This window comes from Selenomonas sp. FOBRC9 (assembly GCF_000287655.1).
Lineage (GTDB): Bacteria > Bacillota > Negativicutes > Selenomonadales > Selenomonadaceae > Centipeda > Centipeda artemidis.
In genome coordinates this window covers 29,427-52,035 of record NZ_ALJR01000028.1, presented here as the reverse complement: position 1 = coordinate 52,035, position 22,609 = coordinate 29,427, and the positions used below count along the sequence as shown (strand labels likewise).

17 protein-coding genes and 1 pseudogene are annotated in these 22,609 nt (G+C 57.0%); 14 read left to right on the top strand and 4 right to left on the bottom strand.

Going from position 1 to position 22,609, the window contains the following annotated elements:
- Nucleotides 1-3: 3 nt before the first annotated feature.
- Complete coding sequence (locus HMPREF1147_RS07390; protein ID WP_037351292.1) at nt 4-1,356, bottom strand: amino acid permease; 1,353 nt, start codon at nt 1,354-1,356, stop codon at nt 4-6.
- A 158-nt stretch (nt 1,357-1,514) separates the two neighbouring features.
- Here HMPREF1147_RS07390 and HMPREF1147_RS07385 point away from each other — a divergent pair, with 158 nt between their 5' ends.
- From HMPREF1147_RS07385 to HMPREF1147_RS07320, 14 genes are all read left to right on the top strand, one after another.
- A complete protein-coding gene (locus HMPREF1147_RS07385; RefSeq protein WP_009349311.1) occupies nt 1,515-2,141 on the top strand; it encodes a hypothetical protein in 627 nt (208 codons plus the stop codon).
- Nucleotides 2,138-2,797, top strand: a complete 660-nt coding sequence (locus HMPREF1147_RS07380) for a YigZ family protein (protein WP_009438680.1) — start codon at nt 2,138-2,140, stop codon at nt 2,795-2,797. Before HMPREF1147_RS07385 ends, HMPREF1147_RS07380 begins: the two co-directional genes overlap by 4 nt.
- A gap of 123 nt (nt 2,798-2,920) precedes the next feature.
- Nucleotides 2,921-4,249 (top strand): threonine/serine exporter ThrE family protein, encoded by a 1,329-nt coding sequence (locus HMPREF1147_RS07375; RefSeq protein ID WP_009658291.1) that lies wholly within the window; start codon nt 2,921-2,923, stop codon nt 4,247-4,249.
- A 136-nt stretch (nt 4,250-4,385) separates the two neighbouring features.
- Nucleotides 4,386-6,017: a malolactic enzyme gene (locus HMPREF1147_RS07370; RefSeq protein WP_009438709.1), complete on the top strand. Its 1,632-nt coding sequence runs from the start codon at nt 4,386-4,388 to the stop codon at nt 6,015-6,017.
- A 95-nt stretch (nt 6,018-6,112) separates the two neighbouring features.
- Nucleotides 6,113-7,522, top strand: a complete 1,410-nt coding sequence (locus HMPREF1147_RS07365; RefSeq protein ID WP_009658295.1) for a DHA2 family efflux MFS transporter permease subunit — start codon at nt 6,113-6,115, stop codon at nt 7,520-7,522.
- A gap of 216 nt (nt 7,523-7,738) precedes the next feature.
- The gene (ald, locus tag HMPREF1147_RS07360) at nt 7,739-8,857 is read left to right on the top strand and encodes an alanine dehydrogenase (protein WP_009349319.1); all 1,119 of its coding nucleotides are present in this window, start codon (nt 7,739-7,741) and stop codon (nt 8,855-8,857) included.
- 93 nt (nt 8,858-8,950) lie between these two features.
- Nucleotides 8,951-10,330 (top strand): amino acid permease, encoded by a 1,380-nt coding sequence (locus tag HMPREF1147_RS07355; RefSeq protein ID WP_009658341.1) that lies wholly within the window; start codon nt 8,951-8,953, stop codon nt 10,328-10,330.
- Nucleotides 10,331-10,563: 233 nt separating this feature from the next.
- Entirely contained in the window at nt 10,564-11,670 is a 1,107-nt protein-coding gene (gene alr / locus HMPREF1147_RS07350; protein WP_009658314.1) for an alanine racemase, read from the top strand.
- Nucleotides 11,671-11,858: 188 nt separating this feature from the next.
- Nucleotides 11,859-13,136: a permease gene (locus tag HMPREF1147_RS07345; protein ID WP_009658350.1), complete on the top strand. Its 1,278-nt coding sequence runs from the start codon at nt 11,859-11,861 to the stop codon at nt 13,134-13,136.
- A 13-nt stretch (nt 13,137-13,149) separates the two neighbouring features.
- On the top strand, nt 13,150-13,911 hold the full coding sequence (locus HMPREF1147_RS07340) for a glucosaminidase domain-containing protein (RefSeq protein ID WP_009658330.1): 762 nt from the start codon (nt 13,150-13,152) through the stop codon (nt 13,909-13,911).
- A 17-nt stretch (nt 13,912-13,928) separates the two neighbouring features.
- A complete protein-coding gene (locus HMPREF1147_RS07335; RefSeq protein WP_009658360.1) occupies nt 13,929-15,560 on the top strand; it encodes an ABC-F family ATP-binding cassette domain-containing protein in 1,632 nt (543 codons plus the stop codon).
- A 32-nt stretch (nt 15,561-15,592) separates the two neighbouring features.
- Complete coding sequence (locus HMPREF1147_RS07330) at nt 15,593-17,188, top strand: AarF/ABC1/UbiB kinase family protein (RefSeq protein WP_009349325.1); 1,596 nt, start codon at nt 15,593-15,595, stop codon at nt 17,186-17,188.
- 3 nt (nt 17,189-17,191) lie between these two features.
- Nucleotides 17,192-17,551: a chorismate mutase gene (aroH, locus tag HMPREF1147_RS07325; protein WP_009349326.1), complete on the top strand. Its 360-nt coding sequence runs from the start codon at nt 17,192-17,194 to the stop codon at nt 17,549-17,551.
- A 257-nt stretch (nt 17,552-17,808) separates the two neighbouring features.
- On the top strand, nt 17,809-19,437 hold the full coding sequence (locus HMPREF1147_RS07320) for a uracil-DNA glycosylase family protein (RefSeq protein ID WP_156791310.1): 1,629 nt from the start codon (nt 17,809-17,811) through the stop codon (nt 19,435-19,437).
- 127 nt (nt 19,438-19,564) lie between these two features.
- On the opposite strand, the gene HMPREF1147_RS07315 is transcribed toward HMPREF1147_RS07320, so the two are convergent.
- The 3 genes and pseudogenes from HMPREF1147_RS07315 to ftsZ form a co-directional block, all read right to left on the bottom strand.
- On the bottom strand, nt 19,565-20,134 hold the full coding sequence (locus HMPREF1147_RS07315) for a zinc-binding dehydrogenase (RefSeq protein WP_232208066.1): 570 nt from the start codon (nt 20,132-20,134) through the stop codon (nt 19,565-19,567).
- 268 nt (nt 20,135-20,402) lie between these two features.
- A pseudogene (locus tag HMPREF1147_RS12295) lies at nt 20,403-20,897 on the bottom strand (transcription antiterminator); the annotation flags it as partial.
- A gap of 147 nt (nt 20,898-21,044) precedes the next feature.
- Nucleotides 21,045-22,292, bottom strand: coding sequence for a cell division protein FtsZ (gene ftsZ / locus HMPREF1147_RS07305; protein ID WP_009350762.1), 1,248 nt, complete (start codon nt 22,290-22,292; stop codon nt 21,045-21,047).
- Between the last annotated feature and the right edge of the window lie 317 nt (nt 22,293-22,609).

Sequence of the window (22,609 nt, the reverse complement as noted above, 5' to 3'; positions counted from 1 at the left end):
ACGTCAGCGCGTGCGGTGCAAAACGCGATAGACGAGCATCGGCACGATGAGCATCGGTATGCCGAGATAGAGTGCGGCACGCAGCTCGGGCGTAAAGACCATGAACACGAGACAGAGCACCTGCGCCCAAATGCCGAAGAGCGTCACATAGGGGAACAGCGGCATACGGTAGCGCAGCAGAGAGACCTCGCCCCGTGCCTCGAGTGTGCGCCGCCGCCGATATTGGCTCCAGCAGATCGAGATCCACGTCGCCGCCCCCGAGAATCCGGAGAGTGCGAGCAGATAAGTGTAAAGTGCAGCATGGGGGTTTGCCGCATAGATGCCGATGACCACCCAGCAAAAGGCGATGGATGCATAGATCGCACGCGAAGGAATTCCCTTCCCGTTCAGCCCGCCGAGTATCCGCGGTGCCATCCCCATCGTCGCGAGGGCGTGAACCGTGCGTGCCGCACCGTACAGCCCCGAGTTCGAGCAAGAAACTGCCGCTGTGAGCACCACGAGAGAGAAGAACGCCGCAAGCTGCGAAAATCCATGTGCCTCGAGCGCCGCTGCAAACACACTCTCCGTGAGCGTTGCCCGATCCCACGGCAGAATGGAGATGAGCAGCGTAATGGGAACGATGTAGAGCGCGATGATGCGCCACGTCACATTGCGCACTGCGAACGGAATGCTGCGCGCGGGATCCGCTGTCTCCCCCGCCGCAAGCCCGATGATCTCCGCCCCCTGGAAGTTGACAAGGATAATGACCATCGTGAGCGCGATGCTCCAATATCCATGCGGAGCAAAGCCCCCGCTCCCGAGAAGGATGCGCGTGCCGATAAAGCCCTCCTCCCCGATGAGTCCGAGACAAATGAGGAGCGCAACGATACTGAACGCCACGAGCGCAAGAATCTTGCAGAGCGAGAGCCAAAACTCGCTCTCTCCAAATTTATCCACACGGAACAGATTGATGACCGTCACGATGAGTCCGAAGAATACTGCCCACCAAATTGTCCCGACCTCGGGCAGGAATGAGTTCATGATGATGCCCGCCGCAATCATCTCGGAGGGCACATAGGAGACCCACGTCACCCAGTACGACCACCCGACACCGCACGCCCACGCCGCCGAAATATTTTCCCGCGCATAGACAACAAACGAACCGGACAGCGGTTTCTCTACCGCAAGTTCCGCGAGACAGAGCATAACCGCGAGGACGATGAGTCCACCGAGCAGATACGAGATCACGGATGCAGGTCCCGCCTGCTCGATCACATAGCCCGTACCGAGAAAATATCCGCTCCCAATGACACCGCCGATGGAGATGAGCTGAAGATGCCGATGCTTCAGCTTCCGCTGCATGGTCGATTCGCTCATTGCCTTGATAACACAACCTTTCTTCGCATTTGAACACAGTCCTTAAAAAAACCGCTTTCATCATACTACAAGACCGCGGCGATTACTATCATTTATTTGACAAAAACGTAAATTTTTATTATGATTTGATTATCCATAGTTAAGGAGGCCGTTACATTATGAAATTTAGAGCCTTATTGCTTGCACTCGCCCTCGTTTTCGGCACTGCGGGAATTTCTTCTGCTGCCGTCACCGACCACCGCGAGACTGCGGTAAACCTCTCCGTCGCCTATCCCGTGCTCAGTCTTGACGACACGGCTGCCGCAGATCGCATCAACGCCGATATCCGGGCGTTCGCGGAAAGCTACCGCGCGCAGTTTGAGAGCGGCGCATTCTACCGCGGTGAGCTCGGCTATCGCGTCCATCTCGACGACGACAATTTCCTCTCCGTGACGTTTTCCGACCTGCGCTATGCCCTGCGCGAGAACACGCCCGTGCGCCGTGACTACGGCTTCGTCTATTATAAAAAGACGGGGCAGAGGCTCCCGCTCGCGTTCTTCGTGCATGTCACACCGTCTGATCTCGACGGCGAAGCGGTCAGCGGACACCTCTACAACGAGCAGGGCCGCAACACCCCCATCCGACCGGAGAAATCCGTCCAAGAGGTTCCCGTGAACTACTTCCTCGGCGGGCGCGGCTTCGTCTGCCCCATCTTCCAAGCAGGCGAGCTCACGGCGAGCACGGGGCCGACCTACATTCTGCTCGACGCCTCCATCGTCGACTACTTCAACCGTAAAAACAAATGACCATTGCATCCTATATAACTGTTAAGACAGGGGAGACGCCGATCGCAGGCGTCTCCCCTGTTGCGTATGAAATTGAGCGCTCTCGCTTCCTCTCCTATGTTCGTCACGCCGAGGAGGAGAGCTCTGTTCGCGTTTGGCTCGAGGAAATCCGAAAGAAGCATTTCGACGCGCGCCACACGCCGTACGCCTTTGTCTGCGGTGCATCCGCCGACAGGCAGCGCTCGAGCGACGACGGCGAGCCGGGCGGCACGGCGGGCAGTCCCATCCTCGCGGCGATCAAGGCGCGCGGCATCACAAACGCCGCCGTTGCCGTTGTCCGTTATTTCGGCGGCATCAAGCTCGGCGCCGGCGGTCTTATCCGAGCCTATGCACACGCAGCGGGGCTCGGACTCGATGCCGCTGCAAAAGTACGTATGACGCCCCTGCGCACATTGCGCCTGCACATCGGCTATGACCTGCTCAGCTCTGTCGAACGCTATATCCGAGATGCCGCACTCCACATGGGCGATGCTGTCTATACGGACACCGTGACATTGACGCTCCTCCTCCCCCCGGAAGAATGCGACACTCATGCCCGCGCGCTGACCGATCAAACAGCGGGACGCGCCGTATTCGAATGGGGCGAAACAAGTTTTGCCGCCGTCCCGCTTCCATAGTCTCCGGTACTTTCCATGGAGAAAAACTTTCAAAATCGTGCCTCATCCGGTTCCCCCTTCCAAGGCTCTATGCTATAATGTGTAAAAGTTGTAAATAGATGAGAAAGGCACACGGTAGCTTCTATGGAAACAACGCGCATTCAAAATGCGAAAAGCGACGACAACAAGACCCTCAACCGCAAGATGAAAATTCTGCTTGACATCGGGCAGACACTCATGGAGAGCGGCGCGGACTGCGCGCGCATCATCCGCGATATGACGCGCGCCGCCGCGCATCTGCGCATTCCCTCCGACCAGATACAGTCCCACGTCACCTATACGACCCTCATGCTGAGCGTCAGCGACGGCGAGCGCTCCTTCACGCAGTTCCGCAAGTGTATGAAGCACGGCGTCAACCTCGCCGTCATCGCCGCCGTCAGCAAACTCACCTGGCGCATCCTGCGCGGCAACACCTCCATACGTCCCATCGAGCGCGCCATCGCGCGCATCCGGGAACGCCCGCTCTGCTACCCCGCGTGGCTCATCGCACTCGGCGCGGCCGTCGGCTCCGGCGGCTCGTGCAAGCTGTTCGGGGGCAGCTGGCTCGAGGCGCTCGTCGCAACGATCGCGGCATTCGTCGGCTTCATCGCGCATCGTCTCAGCACGAGGTATGCGTTCAACCCGTATGCCTGCGCCATGATCACGGGCTTTACGGCCACGCTCTGCGCATGGGTCATCCCGACGGCGCTCGGACTGGAGACGATGTGGTATGCGCTCGTCGCCTGCACCATCTTTCTGATGCCGGGGTTCCCGTCGGTCAATGCCGCGAGCGACATGCTCAATCGGTTTATCACGTCCGGCATGACGCGCGCCATGGACACCATGCTGATCATCGGCGGGCTCACCTTCGGCATCGCGTTTGCCATCCTCATCGCCGGGATCCACAACATCTCCGACGTCCACATTCAGCCGACGGATACCTATCTCAACCAAGCGATTGCGGCGGCGCTTGCGGCCGGCGGCTTCTCCATCATGTTCAACACGCCGAAAAAACTGCTTGCCGTCGTCGCCGTCGAAGGCATCGTGACTATGCTGATCCGCAACGTCATCATGCTTGAGTTCGGACTGCCGCAGGCGATCGGCTCATTTGTCGCCGCCGCCGTCGTCGGCATCGCCGCGCTGAAGATCATCCACATCGTCCACACGCCGAATACCGTCCTCATCATCCCGCCCGTCATTCCGCTCGTCCCGTGCGTCCTCCTCTACCGACTCCTCTTCGCCATCCTCCACATACAGACCATCTCCGTGGAGGAGCTGCTCGAGGCACTGCGCTTCGGCGTCGACGGCATCACCATCATCCTCGCCATCGTCGTCGGCGTCTCCATCCCGAATATCTTCATCCAAAAACGCATGGAGCGCGCACAACAGCGCGAAATCGACGCCATCATCGCGGCGCGCGAAGCAGAGGTCTAATCTCACACAACATCCCTGTGCGGCATTTCCACGCAGGGTATTTTTACGTACTCACCAATTTTCCTGCACCAAAACGTCTCGTTTTGTGTTATGCTAGATTTAGCTTTTAGATATATGGGACATGGGAGGATCTATCATGACACCGTATGACATTCTGAACAATCCGTTCCTCAACAAAGGAAGCGCCTTCACCGAGGAGGAACGCGACCGCCTCGGTCTGCGCGGACTCCTGCCGCCCGCCGTGCAGACGCTCGAGGAGCAGGCGGCGCAGGCGTATGAACTCTATCAAAAGAAAGCGTCGCCCCTGCAAAAACGCGAGTACCTCATGCGCATCTTCTCCATCAACCGCACGCTCTTCTTCAAGGTGTTTGCGGAGCACGTCGAAGAGATGATGCCCATCGTCTACGATCCCGTCATCGCCGAGAGCATCGAAGGGTACAGCCACGAATTTATTGATCCGGAGTACGCCGTCTACCTCACCGAGAATGATGAAGCACAGTTCAAGGATATCCTCCGCCGTGCTGCGGGCGATCGCAAAATCCGTCTGATCGTCGTCACGGATGCCGAGGAGATTCTGGGCATCGGCGACTGGGGAACAAACGGCGTCGATATCTCCGTCGGCAAGCTCATGGTCTACACTGCGGCTGCGGGCATCGATCCCGCCTGTGTACTCCCCGTTGTGCTCGACGTCGGCACGAATCGCAAGACTCTTCTGGATGATCCGCTCTATCTCGGCGTGCGAAAGAATCGACTCACGGGCGATGCCTATCACCGCGTCGTTGCCTCCTTTGTGGACGCCGCGGAGAGCCTCTTTCCCGATCTCTACCTGCATTTTGAAGACTTTGGGCGCGATCACGCGACCGCCCTCCTGCGCGAATACCGCCCGCGCATTGCCACGTTCAACGATGACGTGCAGGGAACGGGCATCATCTCGCTTGCGGGCATCCTCGGTGCCCTGCGCATCAGCAAGGAAAAACTGACGGATCAGACCTACATGTGCTTTGGCGCGGGTACGGCGGGCGTCGGCATCGCAAATCTTATCATGAGCGAAATGATCGCGCAGGGGCTTTCCCCGGAGGAGGCGCGCAGGAGATTCTACCTTGTGGATCGGCAGGGGCTGCTCTTTGACGATATGAACGATCTCACCGAGGAGCAGCGCCCCTTTGCCCGCAGCCGCAGCGAGTTCCCGCAGGGAGCGCCGAGCGCCGATCTCCTCGGTGCCGTGCGGGCGGTACATCCGACGATTCTCGTCGGCACTTCCACTGCCCCCGGCACATTCAGCGAAGCGGTTGTGAAGGAAATGGCGTCACATACCGCGCGCCCCATCATCTTCCCGCTCAGCAACCCGACCAAACTCGCCGAAGCGACTGCGCAGGATCTTCTCCGATGGACGGACGGAAAGGCACTGATTGCAACGGGCATCCCGTACGATCCCATTGACTTTGGCGGCGTCACCTACCGCATCGGACAGGCGAACAACGCGCTCATCTACCCGGGCGTCGGTCTCGGCGTGCTTGCTGTGCGGGCAAAACGGCTCAGCGACCGCATGATCTCCGCCGCCGCACACGCACTTGGCGGACTCGTTGACCCTGACGCCCCCGGCGCCGCCGTGCTGCCGCCCGTCTCGCGTCTCACCGAATTCTCGCGCACTGTCGCAGAGAAGGTCGCCGCATGTGCCGTCGAAGAAGGACTCGCCGAACAAACAGACATCGGCAAGGCAATCGACGCGATCCGCTGGACACCCGAATATCGTCCGCTGAATATCTAAAACTTCGATTGAATAAATAAAGAAACAGAGCATATGTCTTTGCTCTGTTTCTTTATTTCATCTCACACAGCATATATTTTCAGAAAGGATCACCTATGTCATCGGAATTTCAATTCGAACGCCGTATTGACGCAAAACTCCTGCTCTCCCTCCTCGCGGCGGGTCTGATGTCCTTTACAGGCGTCGTCATTGAGACGGCAATGAACGTCACCTTCCCGACGCTGATGCAGGAATTTGACATCGGTATCTCCGTCGTTCAGTGGATCACGACGGGCTATCTGCTCATGCTTGCCGTGATCATCCCGCTCTCGGCTTTTCTCAAGGCACGATACGCAATGCGGCGGCTGTTCTTCACGGCGAGTCTCCTCTTTCTCATCGGCACGCTGCTGGGAGCATCCGCGAACAGTTTCGCCATGCTCCTCGTCGGACGCCTGCTGCAAGGTGTGGGAACGGGCATTGCCCTCCCTCTCATGTTCAATATTGTGCTCGAGCAGGCACCGCTCGACCGTACGGGAATGATGATGGGCGTCGCCTCGCTCATCTGTGCGCTTGCTCCTGCCGTGGGGCCGTCCTTCGGCGGGTGGGTTGTCGAGACCTTTGGATGGCGCGAAATCTTTCTCTCGCTGCTCCCCGTCCTCATGCTTTCATTTATCGCGGGCATGTATGCGATTCGCCAATCGTCTGCGCTCAATCGTCCCTCCTTTGATGCGTTGTCTTACGTTTTCCTCTCATTGGGATTTATCGCACTCATTCTCGCAACGAGTTTCGCAGGAGACGACGGCTGGAGCGATCCAAAAATTCTTGCCCTCCTCGCTGCATTTATCCTGCTCCTCGCCGCATTCGCCCGGCGGTCAAGCGGGAGCAAATCGCCGCTCATCCGGCTCACCATATTTGGCGACACCCGCTTTGTGCTCAGCGTTCTCGCGCTCCTCCTCGTTCAGTTCATCACACTCGGACTCGGTTTTCTCCTGCCGAACTTTTCTCAGCTCGTACATGGAGAATCCCCCTTCACCGCAGGCTGTATCCTCCTGCCGGGGTGTATTGTCGGCGCGATTCTCGCCCCGTTCGGCGGTCGTATGCTCGACACGTACGGAGCACGCCGCCCCATCCTCTTCGGCTGCACGCTGATTGCCCTCGCCGCACTGTCCTTCGCACTCGCCCTCCCTGCCTCGACAACGCTCTCCCTCACGATGATCTATGTTGTCTATACAATTGGACAAGGATTTGCAGCAGGCAACATTATGACGAACGGTGTGCGCTTGCTTACGTCCGCACGCCAAAGTGACGGAAATGCCGTCTGCAACACGCTCCAGCAGCTCGCAGGTGCAGTCGGAACCGCCGTCGTCTCGAGCATCGTCGCGGCAGGACAGCAAACCGTCCCCGCGTCGCTCCCGGACGGTACCATGACCGGAAGCCTGAACGCCCTCTATTTCCTCTTCGCCTGCGCCGTCTTTGCCCTTATCGCAATGTTCGTCGCATTAAAGGGAACGGCACGACAAAATTAATCACCGAATACGAACAACCGGCGCAGCAGCTTGTGCCGGTTGTTGTGTCCAAGTTTGACCCAATACCGCCAAAAGAATCTTATGTATACAAAAGTAAATGCGATTCTTTTTTACTTGACAAAACTATCTGAATTATAATAAAATGCTAACTAGGGTAATTTCCAACGTTTACCTGCCGTGTAAACCTTCTGTTATGTATGTGTAGGAGGAAAAAGCATGATTGTTGGCGTTTCGAAGGAAATCAAGAACAATGAGTTCCGCGTCGGTATGACCCCTGCGGGTGTCGAGGCAATGCGCCGTGCCGGTCACACGGTACTGATCGAAGAGGGCGCCGGGGTCGGCAGCGGGTTCACCGATGCCGATTACAAGGCAGTTGGAGCAGAAATCATCTCGGATAAGAAGGCGCTCTTCGATAAATCAGAAATGATCGTCAAGGTCAAAGAGCCGCTCGAATCCGAATACGATCTCTTCCACGAGGGACAGATCCTCTTCACCTACCTTCACCTCGCGGCAGAGCCGGCGCTGACCGAAGCACTCCTCAAGAAGAAGGTTGTCGGCATTGCTTATGAAACCGTCCTCGGCAGAAACGGCGTCGGACTCCCCCTCCTCGCTCCGATGAGCGAGATCGCAGGGCGTATGTCCGTACAGATCGGTGCACAGTTCCTTGAGAGCCGTTACGGCGGCAGCGGCGTTCTCCTCGGCGGCATCGCAGGCGTTGCGGCGGGACAGGTCGTCATCATCGGCGGCGGCAACGTCGGCACGAACGCGGCGAAGATCGCCGTCGGTCTCGGCGCACGCGTCACCATCATCGACCTCTCCATCGAGCGTCTGCGTTATCTCGACGAGATCTTCGGCGGCCGCGTGATCACGGAGTACTCCTCGAGCTACAACATCGCAAAGTGGGTGCGCGAGGCAGATCTGCTCATCGGCTCCGTACTCGTTCCGGGCGGCCGTACCCCGACCCTCGTCACCGAGGATATGGTCAAGACCATGAAGAAGGGTTCCGTCATCGTTGACGTCGCCATCGATCAGGGCGGCTCCATCGAGACCTGCGATCATGTGACGACGCATGAGGATCCGACGTTCGAGAAGCACGGCGTCATTCACTACTCCGTCGCAAACATCCCGGGTGCCGTTTCCCGCACCTCCACGCTCGGCATCACGAACGCAACCATTCCCTATGCGGTCGCTATCGCATCGAAGGGCTACAAGGCTGCGCTTAAGGAAGTGCCGGGACTCAAATCCGGTCTCAACACCGTGGACGGCCATCTGACGAACAAAGCCGTCTCCGAGGCGCTGAACATTCCGTTCGAGGAAATTGACAAGTTCCTCTAATCCCTTGAACGATTGAATCCTGAAGAGCTGTTTCACCTTGCATCTCCGTGCTCCGTGAAACAGCTCCTTTTGTAAAAAAAGTGGGAGAGTTTTATGCATTTCTGGAAAAAGAAAACACTGGAGGACTTCAGTGCGCAGCGTGAGGACAGTAAGCTGATCCGCACGCTCAGCACTCTTGATCTCACCTTCCTTGGCATCGGCGGCATCATTGGCGCAGGCGTTTTCGTCCTGACAGGTATTGGTGCCGCGAAATATGCCGGTCCCGGCATTGTCCTATCGTTCATTGCCGCAGGGCTTCTCTGTATGCTGGTCGGTCTCGCGTACGCTGAGCTGGCCTCACTGATCCCCGTTGCGGGCAGCGCATATGCCTATACCTTCGCCGCACTCGGCGAGGGCATGGCGTTCCTCTGCGGATGGTCGCTCATCATCGGCTACATCGTCACGGCGAGTGCCGTTGCCGTTGGATTCTCCGCCTATTTCTCAGGCATGATGGCGTCTCTCGGGATGGAGATACCAAAAGCCCTCACGACGACTATGCCGGAGGGCGGCCTCATCAATCTCCCCGCCGTGGTCATCACGCTTGTACTGGGGCTGATCCTGGCGCACGGCACAAAGGAAAGTGCAAAGCTCAACATGGCGCTGATCCTCATTACACTCTGCGCGATCGTTGCTTTTGTCGCCGTCACCGCCCCCCATGCTGTTGCGGATAATCTGGATCCCTTCCTGCCGTTTGGCCCCGGAGGGATCATGGCAGGAGCTGCCGTCGTATTCTTCTCCTTTATGGGATTTGACACCGTAGCAACCTCGGCGGAAGAATGCAAGACACCGGAGAAGAGTCTGCCGATTGGCATTGTGCTCTCTATCTTCGTCTGCATCTGCCTCTATGCCGCCGTCGCGCTCGTCCTCACGGCAACCATCAACTACACAGATCTCGATCGTGCAGATCCCGTCGCGTACTGTCTGCGGCTCATCGGCTATACGGGGCTTGCGAACTTCGTCACCGTTGGCATCCTCGCGGGCATGATCACGACACTCATCGTCTACATCTTCGGACAGGCACGCGTCTTCTTCGCAATGTCGCGCGACGGTTTCCTGCCCATGGCACTCTGCAAGATTCACGAGGACTACGGCACACCGTACGTCATCACGCTCGTCGGCTCTCTCTCGATTGCGATCATTGCGGGCTGCGTTCCGATGCTCTACATCGTCGAGCTGGCGAATACGGGCGTTCTGACGGCGTTCCTGCTCGTCTTTGTCGGACTCATTGCGCTGCGCCGCAATGCGCCCGAACTGCCGCGTACGTTCCGGTTCCCGATGCTCTATGTGCTCGCACCGCTCGGCATCCTCGTCTGCATCTACCTGATCTACGCGCTGTCCGTTACGACAAACGTCATCTTCTTCGTCCTGCTGCTGCTCGGACTTGGGTTCTACTACACCTACGCTGAAAAGCATCGCTGCTGGGAGAAAAGATAACCCCCGTTGATATTCCTCATGGCCGGGATACCCTCGCATACGCGTCGGCATCCCGGTTTTTTTAATTGTTCACCGTATCACGCTGCCTTTTAGAATCACCCGCGCACTTTTTTCGTTCAAAAATCTTTCATCACGAGATGAATACATTGCATAATGGCGCAACGTACGGTAGAATAGGCAGGAACCACAAAGAAACCGCAATCATACAATGATTTTTGAAAGGGAGTGCATCTATGCCCAGTCGCGCGGCATGGGTCGAGATCAATCTCGGTGCAATCGCACATAACTACAGCGAAATACGTAAACATATTCAAAAGGATGCAAAACTCTGTGCAGTCGTCAAGGCAGACGCTTACGGGCACGGTGCGATCGCCGTGGCACGCAAGGCGATTGCCGCTGGCGCAGAATATCTGGCGCTCGCTACAATTTCTGAGGCGCTGAAGCTGCGCGAGGCGGGCTTTACAACGCCGCTCCTCATCCTAGGACTGACGAAGGCGGAAAACTCCTTTGACATCGTCGACGCGGACATCACACAGACCGTCTGCCGTCTTGATCTCGCAGAGGCGCTCTCTGCGGAAGCCGTCTGTCAGAATAAAACGGTCAAGGTGCATCTCGCGGTCGACACGGGGCTTGGGCGCATCGGCGTCCGTCCCGAGGATGCGGCGTCAATGGCGCGGGCGATCATCTCCCTCCCGAACGTGGAGCTCGAAGGAGTGTTCTCCCATTTCGCCCTCGCCGACACTGCGGACAAGTCCTTTGCGATGCAGCAAGTTCGTCTCTTTGCAGAGGCATGCGACGCCATTGAGCGCGCAGGCATCCACATCCCCATCCGTCACATCGCAGAATCGGCGGCGATTCTCGATCTGCCGGACGTACATTTTGATATGGTGCGTGCGGGCATCATCCAATACGGCATCTGGCCGTCGAGCGAAGTCACCCGCCCCATCACGCTGCGCCCTGCGATGAAGTTCTGTGCGCGCATCGTCTATATCAAGACCGTCGCGCCGGGTGACTCCGTCGGTTACGGGCGAGCATTCATCGCCCCGCGGGAGACGCGCATCGCGACGATCTCGGTCGGCTACGCAGACGGTTTCCTGCGCGCATATGCGGGCGGTTCGGTAGAGCTGCACGGGAGACGTGCCCCCATCGCGGGGCGCATCTGCATGGATCAGTGTATGATCGACGTGACGGACATCCCGGAAGCGGCGATCGGCGATGTGGTGACGCTCTTCGGTTCGGAGACGCTCACCGCCGACGAAGTCGCCGCACGCGCGGGTACGATCAGCTATGAGGTGCTTTGCCTCGTCTCGAAACACGTCTCGCGGATTTACATGAAGTAAAATTTTTCCCAAAAAAACAAGACCGATATGCTTCCGCACCAAGCGCAAGCATATCGGTCTTGTTCGTTGCTCCGCGCTCATTTCTCAGCACTTCCCCGCGTCTGTCCATTCTTATTTGTGCAAATTCTTTCTTTATGGTAAAATAGAAATGTTTTTTAGACAACGGCAGGTAAGCTAGGAGAACGGTAATGAGCGGCGACAAAAATGAGATGTTGCGCGCGTGCTGCGCGATGCTTCCGCTTGCCCTCGTCGCCGCGCTCACGCTCGTCCTCGTTGCTTCCTTGCTCGCGCGCGCGGGCGTGCCGCTGCCGGCGGCATATGCGGTGAGCATTGTCTCCGCCGCGCTCGGCACGCTGCTCATATCGCGCGGCGGGCGGACGCTGATTGCGCTCCCCTCTCCCGCGATTGCGGCATGGCTCATCTACGAGGAGATCATCGCGCGCGGGCTCGCGTGGCAGGAAGCGCTCGGCATCGTCGCCGTTGTTTCCCTGCTCTACGCACTGCTCTTTCATGCAGAGCGCGAGACGCATCCGATCGATCTCCTGCCGCCGATTGTCCGGACGGGGCTCGTCCTCGGGCTCGGATTCTCCATGCTCGTGACGGCGTGCCTCTACGCGCGCATCCTGCTCCCCTCGCCGTGGGCGCTTACGATGGGCGGCGCACTCTCCGATCCGCTGATGTACTACACGATCGTCGGCATCGTGCTCACGCTCGTGCTGCATACGATGCACGTGCGCGGCGCCGTGCTCATCGGCATGGCGGTCGTCGGCGCGCTCACGCTGCTCGAAGGCTTTTGGGAAATTCCCGCCGCGCCGTTCCTCCTGCCGGAGGGACTCGATCAAACGCTCGGGGCGTTCACGTTCCCCATGCGCATCGAAGCCGCTGTCACGGTTGGTGTGACGCTCCTTTTTGCGCTCATGGTGGAGAGCGGTGCATCGCTCGCCGCGGTGGAGTCGTTGTCGGAACGCGGCTCCTACCGTGTTCTGACGCGGCTGATCGGCGCGAATTTCGGCGCGGCGCTCCTCGGGGCGTTCCCGCTGACGATCGCGCCGCTCTCGGCGGTGCTTCCCGCGCGGGAGGAAGGGCGCATCGGGGGCATCCCGCTCACGGCGTGTGCCTTTGCCCTATTGCTCTTCCTGCTGCTGCCGTGCGCGCCGCTCGTGCAGGCGATTGCGGATTTCCCCGCGATGCCTGCCGCCGCGCTCTTTTGCTTTGGACTGATGCTCTTTACGCGCGGTCTGCGCCTCCTGCAGGCGTCGCCGGAGCCGCTCACATGGGGCGATGCCCTCGTGCTCGCGATCTTCTTCCTCGCGAGCTACGACATCAGAGTATCCCTGATGGATTCTCTGCTCGTCTGCGTCCTGCTCGGCATCGCGCGCGGCACATGGCTCAAAACGCGCCGGGGAACGATCGTCCTCGCCGCGCTGCTGCTCTTCTTTTTCTTGGTTAAATTCTCATCGATATAGGGGGTTCACTTCTTTGCGAAAGGAAATTGTTCTGTGCGGCGTCACTGCCGCAGCTCTCAGTATCTCACTCCTCACCGCGTCCGTCACGGCGGACGCGCGCCGTGCCCACGATCCTGCGACCGCGACAAAGGTACATACGGAGCGCACGGCGGACGCACCGAAAAAGGCAGATTTTCGCCCGCGTATCAACGCGCTCCTGCAGGAGACGGCGCCGCCCGCACCTGCAGAGGGGGAACCGGTATTCAGCGTGCCGCGTACCCTCTCAGCGTACGACACCGCGATCATTGGCACGCCGCTCGCGACGGAGGAACAATGCGTCGACTATCTCCTAAGCGTGAACCCGCATCCCGCCATCTCCGTCTCGCCGCGCGAGCTTGTCTCCTACTACTATGAGGAAGGTGCGCGCGAGGGCATCCGCCCGGACGTCGCCTTTGCTCAGGCACTCAAGGAGACGGGATTTTTCCGCTACGGCGGCACGGTGACCCCGGATCAGAATAATTACTGCGGGCTCGGGACGACGAGCACGGCGGTGAAGGGAGCTTATTTCCCTACCTCGCAGATGGGCGTGCGCGCACACATCCAACATCTGCTCGCCTACGCATCGACCCGCAAACCCGTCCACCCTGTCATAGACCCGCGCTACACACTCGTACGGAACGTCTACGGCACAAGCACACTCGATCATTGGCAGGATCTCAACGGACGCTGGGCAGTCCCCGGCGACTCTTACGGACAGAGCATCCTCTCAATGTTCCGCGCGATCCTGCAAAAATAGATAAGGAGCACGGCTACATGATCACAGTCAACAATCTGAGCTTACAATTCGGCAAACGAGTCCTCTATAAGGATGTCAACCTGAAATTCACGCCCGGCAACTGCTACGGCATCATCGGTGCGAACGGCGCGGGCAAATCGACATTCCTCAAGCTCCTCTCGGGCGAGATCGAGCCGACGGGCGGCATCGTGGACATCACCGCGGGCGACCGTCTCGCCGTGCTCCAACAGGATCACTACGCGTTCGACGAGGTGGAGGTGCTGCGCACCGTCATCATGGGGCACGCGCGTCTCGTGGAGATCATGGACGAGAAGGACGCGCTTTACGAAAAGGCGGATTTCTCCGACGAGGACGGAATGCGCGCCTCCGAGCTAGAGGCGGAGTTCGCCGAGCTCGACGGCTGGAACGCGGAGACCGATGCGGCACAGCTCCTCAACGGACTCGGCATCCCCGACGCGAAGCATCACCTCAAGATGAACGAACTCGCGGCGGCGGAAAAGGTGCGCGTCCTGCTCGCACAGGCGCTCTTCGGCGCGCCCGACATCCTCCTGCTCGACGAGCCGACGAACCATCTCGACGTCTCGTCCATCAACTGGCTCGAAAACTTCCTCGCGGACTTCCCGAACACGGTCATCGTCGTTTCGCATGACCGCCACTTCCTCAACCAAGTCTGCACCTATATCTGCGACGTGGATTTTGGGAAAATCGAACTGTATGCGGGCAACTACGATTTCTGGTATCAGTCGAGTCAGCTCGCGCTCCAGATGGCGAAAGACGCAAACAAGAAGAAAGAGGAGAAGATCAAAGAGCTCCAAACCTTCATCCAGCGCTTTGCCGCGAACGCCGCAAAATCCCGGCAGGCAACCTCGCGCAAGAAGCTCCTCGAACGCATCACGCTGGAGGACATCAAGCCGTCGGCACGCCGCTACCCCTACATCGCATTTACACCCGACCGCGAGGCGGGCGATCAGCTGCTGACCGTTGAGGGGCTCTCCAAGGAGCTCGACGGGCGTCAGCTCTTCAAGAACATCAGCTTTACCCTCAAAAAGGGCGACAAGGTCGCCTTTGTCGGACCGAACGGCGCGGCAAAGACCATGCTGTTCAAGATCCTCATGGGCGAAGAGACTGCAGACGAGGGCACGTTCAAATGGGGCGTCACAACGACGCAGACCTACCTCCCCGCCGATAACAACGCGTATTTTGACGGCGTGAAGCTGAACCTCGTGGACTGGCTGCGCCAGTATTCCAAAGACCCGGACGAGACCTTCGTCCGCGGCTTCCTCGGGCGGATGCTCTTTTCCGGCGAGGAGAGTCAAAAACGCGCCGAGGTGCTCTCCGGCGGCGAGCGCGTCCGCTGTATGCTCTCGCGCATGATGCTCTCGGGTGCGAACGTCCTCCTCTTTGACGAGCCGACGGATCACCTCGACCTCGAGTCCATCACCGCCCTCAACAATGGGCTGATGTCGTTCGGCGGCACGATCCTCTTCGCATCGCGCGACCACGAGTTCACGCAGACCGTCGCAAACCGCATCATCGAGATCACCCCCGTCGGCGTCGTCGACCGCATCTCGACCTACGACGAATACCTCTCCAACGAGACCGTCAAACAGCAGCTCGCAGAGAAATACAAAGCCGCGGGCGCAAACTAAGTTTCAAAAATGCCGCACAGGAGGTGGCGATCATGTTCACGGGATTTTTGCCGGGCGCTGAAAATAAAAATGCCGCCCTGCGTCTGCGCGAGATGGTCACCGTCCTGCGCCGCCACGATATTGTGCACGGACTGACGCCCTCGAAGCTGCGCGCTATCTTCGAGGATCTTGGTCCCACCTTTGTAAAGTTCGGGCAGATCATGAGTATGCGCCCGGACTTTTTGCCGACCGAATACTGTGACGAGCTGATGAAGCTCCAAACGGGTGCGAACCCCCTCCCCTTCTCCGTCATCCTCTCCGTCGTCGAGCAGGAATACAATAAAGACTGGAACAAGGTGTTTCGCGAAATCGACAGTACACCGCTCGGATCCGCGAGCATCGCGCAGGCGCACCGCGCACGACTCGCCTCGGGCGAAGAGGTTGTCATCAAGGTGCAGCGCCCCGGCATCCACGACATCATGCGCATGGATCTCATGCTCATGAAGCGCGCCGCAACCATCATCCGGCTCGTCAGCCGCGACGAGGTCGTGGATTTTCGCACGCTCATGGACGAGATGTGGAACATCGCAAAACAGGAGATGGATTTCCTCATCGAGGCAAGTCACATTGAGGAGTTCGCCCATCTCAACCGTGAAAATCCCTTCATCGCCTGTCCGCGCGTCATGCGCGACCTCTCCACCCAGCACATCCTCGTCATGGAGTACATCGACGGCATCCCGCTCGACCAAACGGAGGCGCTTCACGCCGCAGGCATCGATGTCACACAGATCGGACGGCGGCTCGGCGAGAACTACGCCAAACAGATCATCGAGGACGGATTCTTCCACGGCGACCCGCATCCCGGCAACATCCGCGTGCGGGGCGGCACGATCGTGTGGCTCGATCTCGGTATGATGGGACGCCTCAGCAACCGCGACCGCACCGCTCTGCGCCGTGCGATCCTCGCGCTCGCCACGCACGATACATTCGAGATGAAATCCGCCGTACTCTCCCTCGGCATCGTCAAGGGACGCATCAACCACGCGCAGCTCTATCAGGACATCGACGTCATGATGGAGCAGTACGGCAGCCTTGACTTCACCGACGTTCACATGGGCGTCCTTACGAATCAGATTCTCGGCATCCTGCGCGTGCATCACATCGGCTGTCCGAGCGGGCTTGCCATGTTCGCGCGCGGCGTCATGACCGTCGAGATCGTCATGCGCCGCTGTGCCCCGGAGGTCAGCTTCCTCGAAATATTTGCCCGCAGCTTATCCCTCGGGATCGTGAGCGGCATGTCGTGGAAAGAAGGTCTGAATAAGGCAAAGCAGGAAGGCGTCATGCTCCTGCGCAAGTCCGTGCAGATCCCCGAACAGCTCGCCGACCTCCTCAAGATGACCATGAGCGGACAGGCGAAGCTCAACATCGACCTCACCGGCTCCGAAGAGCCCGTGCAGCGGCTTGACAAGATGATCAACAAGCTCATCCTCGCGCTCCTGTGCGCGGCAAGTCTCATCGCCTCGAGCACCCTCTGCACGACGAATATGCAGCCGCAGGTCGCAGGCATTCCCGTTATCGGACTGCTTGGGTATCTCATCGCCTTCATGCTGAGTATGCGTCTCATCTGGGACGTTCATAAGGGAGTGTAGTCTATGCGCGGCATACGCGGCGCCACAACTGTGGAGCGCAACGACAAAGAAGAGATTTGGCAGGCGGCACAGGAACTCGTCCGCGCCCTCGTCGACGCCAACGGCATCGCCCCCGAGGACATCGGCGCCGCCATCTTCAGCGTCACCGAGGATCTCACCGCGGCATTCCCGTCGACCGGCGCGCGCCGCCTCCCGGGATTTGACCTCGTTCCCCTATTCGACGCGCGCCAATGCGCTGTCGAGGCCAGCCTCCCCCGCTGCATCCGCGCCCTCCTCCTCGTCGATACGAATTGTTCACAAAAAGAGATGCACCACATCTACCTGCGCGGCGCCGCGGGACTGCGCCCGGATTTGGAGGGGTAATCTCCACCGGTAGTGAAAATATAAGATATTACCCCGTTCGAAGAACTCTTACTGCCAAGAGTTCTTTTTATTTTCTCCGTGCTCAAGCTATGTTTGAGTTATAAATTTAACAATTCAAGTTTTGCTTGCTGTACGTGCTAAATTTCATATGATATAATTATATTAAGATATCTCATAAACTAAAGGGAATATATTTATCGGTTTTAGGCTAATATTAAAGCAGGCACACACACATAAAAAATTTCATACAGAGCCGGTTGTCAGAGCTGCTGTCCGTATCTCCCCAGACCATTGGATGGGAACGAAACGTGTATTTTCCCGAACAAGACAAACTGCTCAGGTTGGCAAAAATCCTTGATCTTTCATTGGGCATCCTTACTGAAAATTCCCCTGAGAAGGATAGAGAGGAACACAATATCGTACACAAGGACACGAAGGAGCATCATACTATGCATAAGGATACAAAAGTTATTGCGATCTGCGGTCTCACCCGTGATAAATCCGAGATGATGCGTCTGCACGATCAATGGCGCGCCGAGGGCAAAAATCCCATCATACTGAAACCGTTCGACTTCTTCCGGCAGGAGGATTGGCTGACTGCATGCCGTATGTGGGCATCACAGAGAAAGCTGCTGGAAAAAGCGGATCTCGTTTACATTGTCAACAGAGACTGCTCGCTCCATCCCTGCCTTTGGCATGTCGCCTGCTATGCTTTCATGACGGATAAAGCCATGAACATGAGCAGCCCCGTTGCCCCGGAGGATATTGAAGGCATGGCGCTGCATCATATGGATCTGGCGGAGGAAGGCGCCCTGTCGCAAATGGATGGGGTACGTCACCGCGGATTTGACGAGCGCAGCTGTATTTATTTTAATCATCGCGGAAAGGCGGTTGCAGATCCGTGGGTATCGCTCGAGACACAATACGACGGCAGTATTCCGTGGGTGTCCCATGAGGATAAAGATCTCTGCGTTGATCCGTTCGATTGTTATGGAAAGAGTAAGACGGCAGATTTTATCGAACTCATGGTAAACAAATTTTACCCGGAGCGTGACGAGGCATATCAAGAGAAAATCAGACAATATAACCAATTGGTCTATGATGTGGATCATTTCGATGCCAAAGCGCTGTCGGAAATAAATTTAGAAACATTTTCGAAGCATTATAGCGACGATCTGAGGCAAATCAATCTGAAAGAAATCAATCTGTGGAGCTATTGGCAGGGCGGCCGCAGTCATTTGGATGCCGATATACTTCTTGTTGGGCAGGATTTTTCTGGACTTGAGGGGGACAATCCCCTATTGGACTATCAAAAAGATCGATTCGACTATTTGAAAGACATCGCCGGGTATTCTACAACGGACAACAACCTCTGCGAGCTGTTCGCCGAACTCGGTTTCCCCGATCTGCGCAACAACCGCAATACATATAGGCAACTCTTCTTCACGAATTTTGTTCCATGGTACCGGAAAAATATGGAAGGTAATTCAGGCAATTTTAATCCTAAATGGATAGCCCCGAGCCTCCCCTTCTTTAAGCGCTTGGTTGAAATCATCGAACCAAAAATAATTCTTTGTCTTGGTCAGGAGATCTTTATTGCCGTATTAAAAGCCGGCGGAAAGAGTCATAAGCGCGGCGGCTATAACAAAGTAATAGAAACCGGTGCGGTTGAGATAGAAATCGGTAGTGTAAAATCAGCGGTATATCCTTTGGCACATCCGGGCAGCTTGGGAACGAGCAATCGTAAAAGGGGAACCTCAGAAAAAGATGGGTTATCCCTTCAAAAAGCAGATTGGCGGAAAATCGCAGAGAAACTAGCTGACGCAGGACGCCCGCTCGGTCCTTTTAGATGGATGCCCCGCGTTATAAGACCGACGGATGTTTGAGTATTTTTTGATCGGACGCACAATAAGTATAAAGCGCTCAGCTGCAGACAGATAAAATCCCCCTAAAATGACGGATTCATATGAGCCGTTATCTTCGGGGGATTTTTTATAGAATTTTTTTGCAGCATTACCCGATCGGGTGCATGACGATCTTCGTCGCTTCACCGCTCTTAAGCAGATGATAGGCCTTGTCCCACTCGTCGATGCCGACCTCGTGCGTAATCATCTTATCCGCGTCGATCTTCCGCTCGCTCATGAGCTTCAGTGTCGGCTCCCAGTCATGCGTATTCTGACTGCGGCTGCCGACGACGGTCAGTTCCTTCTGAATGATCTTGGAGAAATCTACGGTCACTTCGTTTTGGGCAAAGAGCCCGACCTGTACGTACTGTCCGCCCTTTTTGAGAAGATCCATGCCGAGATGCATAGACGGCACAGCGCCCGTGCAGTCATAGCAGACGTCCGCACCGTAGCCGTCCGTCAACCGGTCGACGAGCTCCTTAACATCATCCTTCTGCACGTCCACAATGTGTTCGACACCAAATTTCTCTTTGGCGATTGTGAGGCGCGGCAAATCCTGTGTAAGCCCCGTCATGACGACTCGTCCCCCCTGCGCCATGACGACCTGCGCGACGAGGAGCCCGATGGGTCCCGGTCCTAAAACGAGCACGATCGATCCCCGTATAGCGGAAAATCTCATTGGCAATCTCTTTCGCCGCGCCATATTCGAAGGTTTCTTCCAGTTTCTGCGCCATGCTGGAAAGGCAGTCGGCCGCATGGCCCCCGGTTGATCGCTGTATCGCAAGCGCCGTTTGTACGGAAAGATCCCTGCGCGCAGTGTCAGTGAGCTGAAGATGCCGCACGCTCGCCGTCTGCGTGAGAATCTGCTCCATCGCCTCGTTGCCGATACGGTCAAAGAGCAGACCGCACAATTTCTCATCGGTCACTTCATGCAGATAATTGACAATAAAGGCACGCAGATCTCCCTCCGTACCTTCGAGACGCAGCCCTTCCGCCTTATACTGAACGATTTTGAGATCGTATGCAGCAAATCGCTCGCGCACCGCGGTCAGGTAATTCTTGACGGTAGACAGTCCAATGTACATCTCATCAGCAAGGCTCATCTGTGTGATCGAGGCGTTCGTTAGACAGCATTCTAAAAAGCGGCTGACGATATAGTTCTGCCGCTCTTTCGGATGTAAAACGCCGACGGCAGCATTATTGCCGTCTACGAGCCGCAGGAGATCTTCCCCGTACTCCGCACCTTGCAGCTTATAGCCGCGGTTGGGTATTGCAAGAAGTGTACAGCAGCTCTTTGCAAGACATTCCTGCAAATATTTGATATCGGCACGGACGGTACGGGAAGAGACATCCAGCCTGTGCGCAAGATCTGCTCCTGTCATCCCATCCCGATGATGTAAGAGTATTTCTAAAATCTTCGTGCATCGCTCCTGCTTCCGCATCTCATTTCACCCCTAATTTATTCAGTCAGCGGGATATTTTCATGTTTTTGCAAAAAAGCTGAGAACGCTCTCAAATGCTCGTTCTCAGCTTTTCTAAATCTATATCTTTTCTCTAAGACGCGGTACTTTATCGTTATCGAAGGGATATCAGCGCTGACGCATCCACGCCGGAATATCAATGATATCGGTTCCGGCAGATCCCGTATTCGGCTCGACGACATTCATGCGTCCGCTGCCGCGGTTCGTATTCGGATGCGGTGGGACAACGGCGGATGCGGGGCGCGCTTGCGCCTGCGGCGGGGCTGCAGCAGGTGTCGATGCGGGGGCAGCCTGCTTCGCGGTATTTGCTCCCGGCAGGGGAATCGCCCAATCGTCGGTAAAGCCCGTTCCGGTGTCTGAAAGTCCCTGTTCAGTCATGCCGAAGCCCGTGGCAACGACGGTGACGCGCACGGTATCCTCAAGTGCATCATCCACACCAATACCCCAGATGATATTCGCACGACGCCCGTTCGCAGAGTTGACAATCATGCTGTTGAGCCACTCGGATGCCTCGTTGACTTCAAACATGCTGAGGTTGCGCGATCCGGTAAAGTTCAGAATGACGGAGGTTGCACCCTCGATACTCGTTTCGAGCAGCGGGGACTCGATCGCGGCCTTTGCCGCCGCAACGGACGCTCCCTCACCGCGCGCCTCACCGATGCCCATGATGGCGCTGCCGCCGTTTGCCATGGTCGTATTGACGTCGGCAAAGTCGAGGTTCACGATGCCCTGATTTGTGATAAGATCGGTAATGCCCTTGACGCCCTGCCAAAGGACATTGTCAACCTTGCTGAATGCCTCGGTGACGGGCGTGTTCTTGTCGATGATCTTCATGAGCCGATCATTCGGAATCGTGATGATGGTATCGACGTGAGCCTGCAAATTCTCAATGCCGGAATCCGCATTGCGTGCGCGCGTCATTCCCTCGTAAGAGAAGGGGCGCGTGACAACAGCAACCGTGAGCGCGCCGAGTTCACGCGCGCACTCCGCCACGACAGGCGCGGCGCCCGTTCCCGTACCGCCGCCCATACCTGCCGTGATAAATACCATATCCGCACCGCGCAGCGACTCGATGATCGCCTCGCGGCTCTCCGTTGCAGCTGCCTCTCCGATCTCAGGACGTGCACCTGCGCCGAGTCCGCGCGTGCGCTTTTCCCCGATCTGAATACGCGTCGACGCCTTGGACTGGAGCAGTGCCTGTGCGTCCGTATTGATCGCGACAAACTCCACGCCCTGCAGCCCGGAGTCGATCATGTTATTGACGGCATTGCCGCCGCCGCCGCCGACACCGACAACGATGATCTTTGCGAGTTCCTCAAAGTTATCGTCCATTTCGAACACAGCTTCAGCCTCCATATCGTAGTCATATCGTTTTCATCTATCAATAAGTAATGATTTTCCTTGCCTATTTTACCATGAATCAAGTCATATTTCCATAGGACAGAAAAATTTTTACGGTATATATCCATACCATCATAGTTTTTCAAATGCGCTGTGTCTCGTACACTGCTATTCCAATCTATGCTTACTGCGCCACCAGTATGATCTACTTCCGTGCCCTCGTTTTTATCAGTGTAAAAACTTCTATAGTTAATGATTATTTTATTCTGCTGGACATTCATGCTATAATACAAAAAGGAGAGGAAAATGTCGGTTTTCCTCTCCTAAAGAGC